Below are 14,286 nucleotides of genomic sequence, written 5' to 3'. Positions count from 1 at the left end.
TTTTAATTTTTATTATTTTTACATTAAACATTAAGTATACCTAACTTTTCCAAAAACATACAAACTTTGCATATTTCAGAAGCTGATGGCTCATTGCAGTATTTGCATACATTCATTTCTTTCTCAACGGGTAAATATTCTAAAAGTTTTTCAAAACCTGAAACAATGGAGTATTTTGTTCCCGGATGGTTTTCTTCAAGTTTATCAATTATATCAGATATTTCTGCCCTATATGACATTGAGGAATATGGACAGGGTGCTTTATGATATTTTATTTCAAGTAAATCGGCAAATAATAAAACTTCATTTTCTGGAATATATTTTAATGGTTTTATTCTTTTAACAAACATTGGATTATTTGCATCATGTCCTAAAATTGCCAATTTTTTAACATCTCCCTCAATATAATTCATCATTATAGCCTGTGCCATGTCATCTAAATTATGGCCTATTGCCAAATAATTGCATTTTTCATTTAATGCCATTTTATTCAATATCTTTCTTCTAATGACTCCGCAGAATGAACATGGGTTCATTGTAAGGTTTTTATCTTTTGCTATTTTGACGAGCTCATCTAAATCATATCCAATATATTCTTTAAAAGTGGCTATTTTATATGCTATGTCATATTCTTCGCAAAATTTAATTGCCATATTTACTCCATCTTTTCTAAATCCTTCAATACCCTCATCAACGATAAGAGCTATTATATTTGAGTTAGGTATTGGTTTGTAAAATTCATTTAGTATATATGCCATTACTAAACTATCCTTTCCACCACTTAACCCCATACCTATTGTCATATTTTGTTTTATTATATTTTTACCAAGGGTTTTTCTAACTTTCTTTTTTATGTATTTTACAAAACACTCCTTACAGAAGTTTAATCCAGAATGGCGTTGATGATAGAAACTTATATTTTTTTTACAGATGCTACATTTCATAAATATCACCAAAAAAGTAATTTAATAGATTATATAAATAAAATAATAATTATCCCTAAAATAGAATAAAGTTAAGTAATTATTAGTAGTTAATTACAAGTCAAGAATATTTATGGCTTTAACAGGACAGACATTGGCACAATTCTTGCATCCAATACATTCATTTTCGTCGAATATTACTTTAAAATCTTCATTCATGGTTATGGCTTTAACAGGACAATGGACTAAACAGGCACCACAATCTATACATTTATCATCGTTTTTTTGTATCATTTTAGGAACATCCTCAACTTCGCCATACATCGTTAGGATTTTTAAGGCATCATTTAATTGGTTTTCATTTCCATTTAATTCAAGCATTAAAAAGCTTTCCTGTGGTTTTATTTTTGCCATCAATATGTTTATCATAATTTTTGTTTTTAATATTACTTCTGAAATTATCGGCTTATTTACAAATTCCTCTGCTACCCAGTAATATATCCTTTTTTTCATATATTATCACCTAATGAAATGAAGGTGAGCTCCGTCACCTAAGAAATAATATTAATAATAATTAAAATAATAAAATAAATAAATTAGATTTTCATTCTCATACCTATAAGTTTTGATAGGTCTTCTGCTGTTACCACTCCTAAAACTCTTCCGTTTTTATCCACAACTGGAACCCCAGATATATTGTTTCTGCTCATTTTCCTTGCTACAACATCGATTGGTTCATCAACCGTTGAACTTATAATATTTCTTGTCATTATTTCAGATATGGATTTTTTATTCTGTGCTACTGCTCTTGCTATGTCCCATGATGTTAAAATTCCTATCAACATATTATTTTCATCTACAATTGGAAGGTGGTTGATATTATTTTCAATTAATATCTTTGAAGCCTCATCAATTGTTATATTGCAATTTACTACAATTGGAGGTTTTCTTATAATATCTCCCACAAGCTTTGCTTTGGCCTTCATGGGTTTACTGGAACCCTTTCCAAGAGTATCTACTCTTTCGGTTAATAAAAATTCCCCATTTAATATCCACTTTTTGAGCTCCTCTGCAACTTCCCTAGATTTTTTATAACTTGATACAGATGCCGTTTTTATGGTTTTTTCAATTTTTTTAGTTCCATTAATATTTAATTCTATACTAATTTTACCTTTTCTTAATTCTTTATAGTTGGTTTTTGCCACAGTTGGCCGTTCTCTCCTTGGAACTCCATAATCAACTATTGGAACTTCAATATCTTCATCCCTTATGGCACATGCCTTTGCAATATCTTCATTTAATACGGGAATTGGAACACCGATACCTACAAATAAAGAACTTCCATATTTTGGAATTGTAGCTCCTCTTAAATATTTATTATTCATCGTTTTCAAATCTCCCTTTACCATAAGTGTTCCAAATGCAGTATTGGGATTGTGCTGTGTTCCTTCACCAATTATATAGCCAATGCCGCCACCGAGGAATATTCTTGTTCCAATGCCTATGGTGTTGTAGGACTTGGTTGTTTTGTTATAATCGTTTTGAAGTGGGTTTAACTGTCCAGCACCTGAGTAATTTATATTTCCAAATTCTGGAAGGAGGGTTCCCATATAGGTATATATTTTTTCTTCCCTGCTGTTTGTTGCTGCGGCATATGATTGATAGCAATTTCTTGGGTTGAGAAGTATGGCTTGATTCAGATCATCTATTGTTATTGTGGTGGATACCCTCTTCCTAGGATAGCAGTCTGTTGTATATCCTTCCGCAGTGAGCTCAATATCTTTACCTGCTACCAAATCCTCTATTACATGAGCTCCTCCATAATCGATATCTATGTCATCATCTGAATTTGGCTGAGTAGCTCCTAAGTAGGCATCTACTGCGGCAAGCCCAGAATATGCCTCCACGCCGTTTAAATATGTTTTCATCATTTTTATTGGCGGGTCTGAATGTCCAAAATTTAAAAATACACCACTTGAACACATTGCTCCGAAGGTTCCTGTGGTAACCACATCTACTTCCTTTGCTGCATTTTTTGCACCGAGCTCATCTACAATTTTAATCATTTCTTCGGAAGTCACTACTATGGCGTCTTTGTTTTTTATCCTTTCATTAATCTCTTTAATAGTTTTCATAATATATCCTCATCCTTATAATTTATTTTTATAGTTATCTAATGACTTCATATATAAATAAATATGGATGTATATTATTATCATATAATTTTATCCTGTTTTAACAATATATCTAATATTTTTAATATTTTTATTATACTTTGTAATGTATAATGTATAATACTCCCATATCCTTTTAAATAAACTCAAATCGAAAATAATATATAGTTAGAAATACATAATTTAAAGCGTGTATATATGTATATCTTATTAGATAAAGGAGGTGGTAGGGGAGTTTTTTTATTTTAAACTATTGCATAATAATAAAATCAGGGGTGATATAAATGAAAAAATTATTTATTTTAGCTATTTTAGGTTTGATTTCAATGGCTTGTGCCTATGGCGAGAATATGGATACGATATCAATAGGTTCAGGCATTGGAAATATTGGAGATAATGTTACTATACCATTAAATGTAAATTGGATGGGTAACGACAATACAACACTAAATGCTGTAATATATTATGATGTAAATGGTGTAGAACTTATTAATATAAATACAATAAGTAATACTACAACATCCAATGGAACCAGTGGAAGTATAGGCTATATAAAATTAACAACCACAAATGGAAAAAATGCTGGATTAATAAATTTGGCAAACTTAACATTCAAAATAATAGGTAATGGTTCCGGTTTAACCGCAGAAGGATGTAAAAACTACACTTGGACATATACAGAATCATATTATGATAATTCAACAAATACTACACAAAATATATCTAAAAATATGTCAGAATGCTACCAAGTAAAAGGCTCCTTAGGTGCTATTAAGGTATATCCTGATATAACAATAGGTGGAAAGACCTGTAAAATTGACAAGTTAGTATTGGACAATAAAAAAATGGAATCCAATGTAGTAAATTTAAAACTTGGCAATGATTCAGGAAATGTTATGAGTATTTTTGGAGATTACATGCTTTTAATTAATTCCACATACAATACAAAAGATATAAATTATTTCTGGAAAAGTGAAAAAGAATTCAACGATACCTCATATATCAACTGTCCAATGAGAAATAACAGTGGAGAATTTGGGATATATGTAAATAACTCCAATGGCAGTATGCTGGTAAATAGGGCAGAATATACAGTATATGGTAATTTTTACAGTGGAAATAATGTATGGTTATTTGGTAAAAACTACACTGTAATAAACAGTTCTTCCAACAGTATATTGTTGGGCAATGTACTAAATACAGGAGTATTGGGAAGCAGTAATTACAATGCCTATATTGGAGAGTACAGGTTATACTATACTGGAGGCTCATATAACGATTACGTATCTTATAACTTATACAAAAATGGAGCATATGTGAGCTCCGGCACATTACATTCAGGGGATGTAATTTCATTAGGCGATAAATTATTTGTTGTAAATTACATATCTGGATATAATGCATACTATACAGTAGCTAAACCTAAAATGAACCTTGTTATTGGTGCAGATTTCAACGGCTACACCATAACAGGAATGTATGGTAATTATTTCGATGGATATGGTGTTAAATTCGTAAAAGTCATAAATCAGCCAGCAACAGCAGGTATGGTAATACCTTCACCAACAACTCTAATAAAAGCTATATTTGATACAAATAATAGTTATCACTATGAATGTGCATGGAAGGCTTCACCATTTAAACCATTGAAATTGTCATTAAAAGTATCTTCAAATTTAGAGGATACTTACAGCATGATTAACAATAAATTATCAAAAATAACAAATAATATTGTAGTATTTACAATATATCCAAAATATAGTCATATTACATCGATAGTATTGGAACCTAAAAAATTTGGAAACTATTCAGTTATTGCAAATGCCGATTATAACAACACCATTGTTGAAGAGAATGAAAGCAACAATGTCTTGACAATGAACTACGAAGTAACTACAAAAGAGAAAATACCTATAAAAACAGGCTGGAATTTAATATCAGTTCCATATTATGCAACCGTGGAAATTCCAAATTCAGTAGATATAATATATACCTATGAGTCAAGTAATTGGACTCAAATTACCAATAACAACAAAATAGTTCCATTATATGGATACTTTATACATTCAACGGAAAATACAGAGGTAAATATAACCTTTAAAATTCCACAACCAGGAGTCATAGCACCTCCTCAAAGAACTTTTGATAAAAAAGGATGGTATTTGGTTGGAGTTAATCCAAATGAATACACCGATGGATGGAAATGTATCCAAAATAATCAATACGATGATTACAGTACAAATACTGTAGGTTATTATGGATATTTATTCCAGAGAGTAAGAGGAGCAGTAGCTGTTAATGATTTTGTAGCACCATTGGGAGGCTCTTGGAGCATAATAATTACAGATAACGGTGCATATACCAATGGTAACTGTTATAACTGTGATGAGTGCTCACCAAACCTCTATGCATACAAAGGGTACTGGCTCTTTATGAGATATACCGGCAGTAATATCCTCGCAGGAAGAAGCACTCATTAATTATCTAAATTTTTTTAATTTTTTAGAGGGATATTATGAAAGAAAAATATTTTTTATGATATTATTGCTAATAGTAGGGACAGGTGTAGCTTTTGGAAGCACTGACACAGTTCCTTCTCTTCCTGCCTCCTATTATGGTAAAATACTAGCTGAAAATAACCAAACTCTAAATGGTATTCTTGTGGCAAAAATAAATGGAACAGAGAGGGGGCAGATTGAAGTAATAAATAACATGTTTGGAGGTCTTTCTTACACAGATTCTAAGCTTGTAGTTAATGGAAGATACAATGATGATGAAGGAAAAGAAGTTGAGTTCTACTTTAATGGAGTTAAATTAAATTCTACAAGAACTGTATATTGGCATAGTGGTGATGTTGTAGAGCTCACCTTGTTATATGGAAATGTCTCTATTCCGAATAACCCGCCAGTTGCAGATTTTAGTTATTCCATAATTGGAGATGTAAATGATGGAAAAGATGTTCAATTTAACGATAATTCATCTGATAGTGATGGAACTATAACTAAATGGCTTTGGAATTTTGGCGATGGCACTGCATCAAATAATGAAAATCCAAGTCATGTCTATCATTCAGCAGGCGTTTATAATGTATCATTAACCGTATGGGATGATGATGGTGCAAATAATACCATTCAAAAAACCTTAACTATAACAAATACGCCTCCAAAAGCTGATTTTACATACAGCGTTAATTACTTAAATGTAACTTTCATGGCAAATGCTTCTGATGATGGTATAATAAAATCTTATATTTGGAATTTTGGAGATGGAACCACAGGAACTGGGGAGAGTATTAGTCATAGTTATATAAATGCTGGAACTTATACGGTAACTTTAACTGTTATAGACAATTTAGGTGCAAAAAATATAACTAAAAAACAAATAACTGTTGTAAAACCTGTGGATTTTGAAATGAATAATATTATAGTGCCAAGTAGCATCTATGCAGGTAATGAATATACGATATATGGCAAAATATATTCAAATGATGCAAAAACCGTAGAAATTGCCTTTTATGTAAATGGGTCATTACATAAGTTAAAAAATAAAAGTTTAGTTTCTGGAACAAACTATGTGGCATTTAAATGGAAACCAAGCCATGACGGAACATACAATCTAAAAATAAAAATAGACCCAAATAATAAAATAAATGAAACCAATGAGGCAAACAATGAATTAACAAAACTTGTAAAGGTATCATCTGTTGATTACGGTGTATATGCAATACATAAACCATACAGCACCACAGTAAATAAAAGCACAGGCATAGCTGTTGTGCTGACATCGACAAAGTATTCTCAAAATGTTCCATTATTGATTAAAGCTGTTGATATTAACGGGAGCTCTGAAATTATATTTGATGGAAATATATCCATTTGGAATTATAAGTATTTTTATACAAACTGGAAGCCATCCCATAGTGGAACATATATAATAATAGCCAATATCGACCCAAATAATATAATACAAGAATCAAATGAAAATAACAACAAAAAATCTGTGAATATTACAGTAAGCAAGCCTGATTTAAGAATGGGTTGGACTAACTTACCATACAGAATAATAGTAAATAAAACAGTAACTCCGTATCTCTCGGTATATTCAAATACGCCATTAAATGCTACGGTAGTTATAAAGGTAAATGAAACAGGCGAAGTATTATACAATAAAACAGTCTATGTGAATTACTGGAAGTATTTACACTACAACTGGACACCTACAACCAACAACAGCTATCACATTGTGGCAGTAATAGACCCATATAATCATATAGACGAACAAAATGAAAATAACAACAAACTTGTAAGAAAGGTAATTGTAACTAAACCTGATTTAAGAATGGGTTGGACTAACTTACCATACAGAATAATAGTAAATAAAACAGTAACACCGTATCTCTCAGTATATTCAAATACGCCATTAAATGCTACGGTAGTTATAAAGGTAAATGAAACAGGCGAAGTATTATACAATAAAACAGTCTATGTGAATTACTGGAAGTATTTACACTACAACTGGACACCTACAACCAACAACACCTATCACATTGTGGCAGTAATAGACCCATATAATCATATAGACGAACAAAATGAAAATAACAACAAACTTGTAAGAAAGGTAATTGTTGAAAATCCATACTTTAAAATTACTGGAAAATACTGTCCTACGGTAGTTAAAGAAGGCAATTACTTCTATGTAGGAATATATTACAAAACCAACTATAAAACAAATTATACGCTTTATTTAAATTATAATCATACGATATTCAACAGTAGCCAGTGGGGTATTAAAAACGATACATTGAAAGGATATACATATCCTACTGGCTGGTGGAGTAGGAGTATTTGGATTAAAATGAAAGCCCTCCATAATACCGACAACAAAGAGTGCATAAATGGAACTCTTATATTAAATACATTAAATGGAACTCTAATTAAAAACCTCAGTTGTTGTATTGAAGTTCAACCACAAGGCGTGATAATGAAATCCAGTAATATCACCAAATTAAATGGCAATGACAATAAATCGTTTAATTTAACAGTATATAATGCAACACCTATAAGAAAAGTTAAAGGAACCATAGAATTGGATGGGGGTTCTGATGGAGCCATATTTAAGGGATTGTATTTCTTAAATAAGATACCTAATGCATGGGGCTGTATAGAACAGATAGCAAGTCCAACGCTTGCAAACATATATCAGAAAAAATATTACTATGATATGAACAATATAGATGATGGAGGAGCTCTCCTAAATAAAACTAAAAAGAATGTAAAAATAGGGATAGATACCATAATATCACGACAAAGAAATGATGGTTCATGGCAGTGGTGGGGTCATGGTAAGAGCTCAGTATATTTCTCAGCATATTCCATATATACAATGAGTTTGGCATATAACGACCATGATTTCAGAGGAATAAGTGGAAATGCATCAAAAGAAAAGGCAGTAATAGAAAATGGAGTAAAATGGTTAATTAGTAATCAGAGCTCAGATGGTTCATGGAGAGCAATTCCAGGAGCTCATGAATATATAAGACAGACAATTCCATTAACTGCATGGACAATGACGAGTTTGGCAGAAGCAAGAGATGCAACAGACAATAACACATTGAAATCAGAAATAAACAATTCTCTTGAAAAAGGAGCTAATTTCTTGCTAAAACAGAATCTAACTAAAACAGAAGAAATATCTATGTCTATGATAGCACTAAATAGGACAGGATTTAATTGGGCAAACATATCAGGCAATATGAGCTCGCTGGCAACTAAACTGAAAAACAAGCAATCCTCGGATGGACATTGGAATCCAGATTTATGGAGTGGATGGGCATACTGGGAACCTGAAACTACGGGATATTCTATATTGGCATTACACTACGCAGGATATCCAAATAATGATTCAAATGTCTCCGCAGGTATGGACTACTTGCTAACTCATTTCAATCCCGGATGGGGATGGGGCTCTACAAAACAAACTGCAACAGCAGTTCAAACAATAGTAATTATTAATCCAAATGTGGAGCTTAATTCAAATGTTTCTGTGTATGTGGATGGTAATTTAATAACCAATGTATCATTAACTAAGAAGACACCTCATGCAGTAGTAAATATACCATCATCCAATTTAGCTATTGGAAATCATAAAATCACCCTGAAATCAACTGGAAGTGGTAAAGTAGTAGCCTCAGGATTAATAAAACAGTGGGTATTGTATGGGGATGTTCCAGAGGACCTTAAACAGTATATAGACCCAATAGCAGAAAATTATAGCCTTAAAGTATCGACTTCATCATCAAAGGCATATGTTGATGAACCTATCAAAATAACCGCAATAGTAAATAACAGCAACAACAGCAATGAATTAAGATATGTGTTCTTTGAGATAAAATTACCATCAAACACAACATTTACAAATGCCACCGATGAAAGTGGAAATCCACTGGTATTTGAAAAGAATGAAACCACAGGAAACTATTATGTGGCAATTGGAGACATAGCAAATAAATCGATATATAAATTCTACTTCAATGCAACAGTTCATAAACCCTCGATAGTAAATTTCACGGCAAAAATCTATCAGATGTATAAACCAGATGAGATAGCAATAAGCAATATTACAAACTTGGAAGTAGTATCAAGAGATATATCCATCAATGCATCCATTCCAACAAAAACATACAATAGCACAATTTCAATACCTACGAATATTACATATGATGGTGTAGGAAGTGAAAATATAACAATAACTGTGAAATTAGATAACTCAACAGTAAAAGAAGAAAATACAACTATAAATCCAGGAAGTAATTTGTTAAATATTAGCTTAGAAAATATTACCGAAGGAAATCACACAGTTGAACTATATGCAGGAGTTCTACCAGATGAGATAAACACCGAAAATAATAAAGTTGTAGGAGCTATTACTGTGGAAAGTCCAGAGAATAAATTTGTGGATGTATGTGTGGAAAATATTTCAATAAATGGTAGTAATATAATTGAAGGGAACAATTATACAGTAAATATTGGGATAAAAAATATTGGAAATGCAAATGCTTCAAATGCATATGTTGCCCTTTATGCAAATGGTACATTATTAAATAATAAATCTATAAATATTAGTTCAAATAGTAGTAAATATGTATCCTTCACTTGGACACCTTCATCAAGTGGAAACTATACACTGAGCTCAGAAGTTACATTAATAAATGATTCAGATGTATCAAATAACAATAAAAATATTACTGTATATGTAAAACCACAAACTGTCGTTTTACCAGATTTAATTGTAGAATCAATTTCAACGCCATCAGAAATTACAGTAAATAAAACAGTAACCGTAAATATTACCATTAAAAACATTGGAAATGCAAATGCAACGAAGTTCTCTTTAAGACTTTCAGACAGTAATAACAATACAATAGATTTAAAACAAAACATAACATTAAATGTAAATGAAAGTAAGACATTCTCCTTTAATTGGACACCAACAACAGAAGGGAATATAACATTGATTGCAGGTGTAGATGGTAATAATGCAGTATTTGAGAACAACGAAACTAACAATGTAATGAATAAAACAGTGACTGTCAAAAGCTCATATATAAAAGGGGATGTTACCGGAGACGGCATTGTTGATGCAGGAGATGCTATAAAAATATTAAGATATGATGCAGGACTTATCACTAATATAAACAAACAGGCTGGGGATGTTACCGGAGACGGCATTGTTGATGCAGGAGATGCTATAAAAATATTAAGATATGATGCAGGACTCATAAGTCATCTCTAATTAATTATTTTTTAAATTTTTTAAATAATAGCATGGGTGAAATCTATGAATATAATTAAACCAATTCTATTAGCAATTATAGTTTTGCTTACAGGGATGGCATCTACCTCAGGAATGGCAACGGTGGAGTTACCAAATGTGGCATTGCACCCTGGTGAATGTACAAATATAACCGTTACGGTGAAAAATGTAAATGATTTAGCAGGCGGGAGAGTTGTTCTTTCATATAATGCAAGTGTTATAAAAATTGAAAAATTAAATTTTCTTATCAATGGATTGAATCCAACTCCTAATTTAAACTACGAACGAAACGGGACAGTAATATGTTCGTTTGCAGGTTCAACTGGAGTGTCTGGAAATATTTCATTAATGAATGTATCTATAAGAGCCATTGGTGTAGGTAATACATCCACACCAATTTATCTTAATAAAACGGTACATATTAATAACCGTGATTTTTATACTTACTTAAAAAATTCAGCATCTAACAATATTAATTTTAGTATGAAAAATGGCATTATAACAATAATCCAGCCAGATTTAACAGTAACAAACCTTCAAGTTCCAACAAATCCAATAGTAAATAATACCTACGCAATAAATGCAACTATTAAGAACATAGGGACAGATAATGCATCATCATTTAATGTAGTATTAAAAGATAATGGAAACAATGTAGCTACAAAAACAGTAAATTCATTAAATGCAAAAAGCACTACAACGATTTCATTTAATTGGAAACCTTCAACAGAAGGAGCTCATAATTTAACAGTAGTTGTAGATAGCAGCAAGCAAGTAAATGAAACAAATGAATTAAACAACCAGCTTTCAAAGATGGTTTATGTAAAACCAATTCCTATTCATGATGTAGCTGTTGAATCAGTAAATGCTAACAATACAGTTGTAAATACCACAATAAATGTAACAGCAACGATTTCAAACAAAGGAAATCAAAATGAAACCAACATAAATGTTTCATTATATGCTAACAATCAATACCAGAGCTCATCCTTTCTTAACCTGGATGCTGGAAAAAATAAAACAATTACTTTCACATATATTCCAACAACTGTTGGAACTGTTGCACTTAAAGTAAAGGCAGTAATTAAAAATGACAATAACCCATCAAATAATGAAAAGGAAACTACAATAACTGTATCAGCTAAGCCAAAACCTGATTTAATTCCTCAAAATATATCATTAAAATCCACCGAAGGATTAAATGAGTATGTTGAAAATCACACATACAATATAACTGCATTAGTAATAAATACTGGAACAAACGATTCAGGAGCATTTAATGTATCCTTAAAAATAGATGGCAATACAATAAACAAAACAACTATCAATTCATTAACCAAAGGTAGCAGTAAGTTGGTATCCTTCTTATGGACACCAAACACAACCGGAGCTCACACCATAGAGATTGTAGCAGATTCAGGTAACAATATTGATGAATTATCGGAAAATAACAATAAAATATCTAAGCAAATCACTGTAAATCCAGAAAATACAAATTTCTCAGCAACACCAAAAAAATAGTAAGAGTCGTAAAAGAAAATGAGGTCATAAATACAAATATTTCAATAGAATATTTAGGAAATATTAACACAGTATTAAAGGCATGTGCAACAAATGCCTCAGCAACAAACGCTTCATGGGTATTGAATTCATCAAAAGGAAAAGATGTATTTACTATTAAGTTAAACAGTACCTCATTAACCACAGCATTAACCACCATATCAAATATAGCAATAGGTAAAAAAACATTAATATTACCATTGTCCATAGAAACTCCAACAAATATCAGTAAAAAAGGAAAAACCTACAAATTTGATATAATTTTAAAAATAAAAGATAATAAAATAACAATACCTGTTGAATTCCTTGTAAAAGGAACAGAACCTGTTGTAGATAAAGAGAAGATAAACACTACGGAAGAAAACAATACCTTGAATAAAGTGTTGGATACCATAAAATCTATGAATCTAACCAATACAACCGTAGTTGATGGAAATAATATAGATTTATTGGTAAATAATATATCCAAGGTATCGCCTGAAAATGCAACACCAGTAATAGTTGCAGTAAGTGAAAATATCACACCAAGTATAGAAAATGCCTCAGTAAAAGTGACATCTAAATCAGAAACATCAGGATACACAACATATAATAAGAAGGTAGTAAATATAACAGTAAATATTTCATTTGAAAATAAAACAAACAGTTTGGTAGTAGTTGCTATACCATTGGGTGATTATGGAATTACCGATGTAATTAAAAATGGAAATTCAATTCCAAAGGACACTCCAAAAAATGGAACACACTATGAAATAACTACCATTAATGGTAAAAAAGTAATATTGCTTTACTTAAAAGATGACCCAGTTATTACCTTAGTAGCTGAAAAAACAGTGAGCTCATTATACAATCCACCAAGTGGTGGAGGCCACCATGTAACAGTAACTACTAAATATCCCGATGTAGCACAAGATATTAAATCAGAAAAGATTAAAGAAATCGTTCATAACTACAAATTAATATTAGGTTCAGAAATTGACAATAACATGTCAGCAAAACATCTTAAAAACACATCAGAATTAATAAATAAACCATTGGAAATAAAAGAAGACTGTATATTAATAGGAGGCCCAGTAGCTAACCCATTGGTTAAAAAATTCCTCTGGACATTCCCAGTTAAAGTAACAAATAACTACCCAGGAGCTCATAAAGGAGTCATACAAAAACAGATAATAAACGGACATAATGTAATATTATTGGCAGGTTCAGACAGATACGGAACAAAGGCAGCAGTAGAATACTTTAAAACATTGGATGATATTCCATCAGAACCTATATTCGTAGAATGGAAAGATAACAAAGCAATTAAAATAAATAAACCTTAATTACTTTTTTATTTTTTAATATATATTTATAAAAAACTTATAATTTATTATTTTATTTTTTATTATTTTTTATTTCTAATTTTGCAAGAATGATTATTTTTTATTTATATTTTTGTATAAACTAAGCGAAAAAAATAAATAGTAGTAGGAATTATTTTGTATGATGCACATAATAAATTTGTTCTATTTTAAATTTACGGAGGCCATAATGTGAAAGTGTCATCACACCAGATGGTTCCTAAACATGAAGTTGTACCAAAAGAAGATATTCCAAAATTACTTGAAAAATACGGTATAAAATTACAACAACTGCCGAAAATATTTGATACCGACCCAGTTATTGAAGAAATTGGGGCAAAAGCTGGTGATGTTGTTAAGATAATCAGAAAAAGCCCCACCGCAGAAGAGAGCATATATTATAGATTAGTCATTAAAAAAAGAATTTAAAGAATATTAAAGAATATATTTTATTTTTAAAAATTTTAATTTTAA

The 14,286-nt window shown here is 31.0% G+C and carries 8 protein-coding genes; 5 read left to right on the top strand and 3 right to left on the bottom strand.

Going from position 1 to position 14,286, the window contains the following annotated elements:
- Nucleotides 1-23: 23 nt before the first annotated feature.
- The 3 genes from METOK_RS02465 to METOK_RS02455 form a co-directional block, all read right to left on the bottom strand.
- Entirely contained in the window at nucleotides 24-944 is a 921-nt protein-coding gene (locus METOK_RS02465) for a TIGR00269 family protein (RefSeq protein WP_013866665.1), read from the bottom strand.
- A 93-nt stretch (nucleotides 945-1,037) separates the two neighbouring features.
- Nucleotides 1,038-1,436: a 4Fe-4S binding protein gene (locus tag METOK_RS02460; protein ID WP_013866664.1), complete on the bottom strand. Its 399-nt coding sequence runs from the start codon at nucleotides 1,434-1,436 to the stop codon at nucleotides 1,038-1,040.
- An 83-nt stretch (nucleotides 1,437-1,519) separates the two neighbouring features.
- The gene (locus METOK_RS02455) at nucleotides 1,520-3,058 is read right to left on the bottom strand and encodes a homocysteine biosynthesis protein (protein WP_013866663.1); all 1,539 of its coding nucleotides are present in this window, start codon (nucleotides 3,056-3,058) and stop codon (nucleotides 1,520-1,522) included.
- 323 nt (nucleotides 3,059-3,381) lie between these two features.
- Here METOK_RS02455 and METOK_RS02450 point away from each other — a divergent pair, with 323 nt between their 5' ends.
- From METOK_RS02450 to METOK_RS02430, 5 genes are all read left to right on the top strand, one after another.
- Nucleotides 3,382-5,577 (top strand): CARDB domain-containing protein, encoded by a 2,196-nt coding sequence (locus METOK_RS02450; protein ID WP_013866662.1) that lies wholly within the window; start codon nucleotides 3,382-3,384, stop codon nucleotides 5,575-5,577.
- A gap of 64 nt (nucleotides 5,578-5,641) precedes the next feature.
- Complete coding sequence (locus METOK_RS02445) at nucleotides 5,642-10,888, top strand: CARDB domain-containing protein (protein ID WP_198005240.1); 5,247 nt, start codon at nucleotides 5,642-5,644, stop codon at nucleotides 10,886-10,888.
- 45 nt (nucleotides 10,889-10,933) lie between these two features.
- The gene (locus METOK_RS02440; RefSeq protein ID WP_013866660.1) at nucleotides 10,934-12,430 is read left to right on the top strand and encodes a CARDB domain-containing protein; all 1,497 of its coding nucleotides are present in this window, start codon (nucleotides 10,934-10,936) and stop codon (nucleotides 12,428-12,430) included.
- A 122-nt stretch (nucleotides 12,431-12,552) separates the two neighbouring features.
- A complete protein-coding gene (locus METOK_RS08340; protein WP_013866659.1) occupies nucleotides 12,553-13,794 on the top strand; it encodes an S-layer protein in 1,242 nt (413 codons plus the stop codon).
- A gap of 210 nt (nucleotides 13,795-14,004) precedes the next feature.
- Nucleotides 14,005-14,241, top strand: a complete 237-nt coding sequence (locus METOK_RS02430) for a DNA-directed RNA polymerase subunit H (protein WP_013866658.1) — start codon at nucleotides 14,005-14,007, stop codon at nucleotides 14,239-14,241.
- Nucleotides 14,242-14,286 lie beyond the last annotated feature (45 nt).

Source organism: Methanothermococcus okinawensis IH1 (genome assembly GCF_000179575.2).
Classification (GTDB): Archaea; AGJL01; Methanococci; order Methanococcales; family Methanococcaceae; genus Methanofervidicoccus; species Methanofervidicoccus okinawensis.
Note: the sequence above shows the minus strand (reverse complement) of the source record. Positions and strands in the feature narration are given on the sequence as shown.

Coding starts and splice junctions, on each gene's coding strand:
- METOK_RS02465 (WP_013866665.1), bottom strand. CDS start 944: ATGAAATGTAGCATCTGTAAAAAAAATATAAGTTTCTATCATCAACGC.
- METOK_RS02460 (WP_013866664.1), bottom strand. CDS start 1,436: ATGAAAAAAAGGATATATTACTGGGTAGCAGAGGAATTTGTAAATAAG.
- METOK_RS02455 (WP_013866663.1), bottom strand. CDS start 3,058: ATGAAAACTATTAAAGAGATTAATGAAAGGATAAAAAACAAAGACGCC.
- METOK_RS02450 (WP_013866662.1), top strand. CDS start 3,382: ATGAAAAAATTATTTATTTTAGCTATTTTAGGTTTGATTTCAATGGCT.
- METOK_RS02440 (WP_013866660.1), top strand. CDS start 10,934: ATGAATATAATTAAACCAATTCTATTAGCAATTATAGTTTTGCTTACA.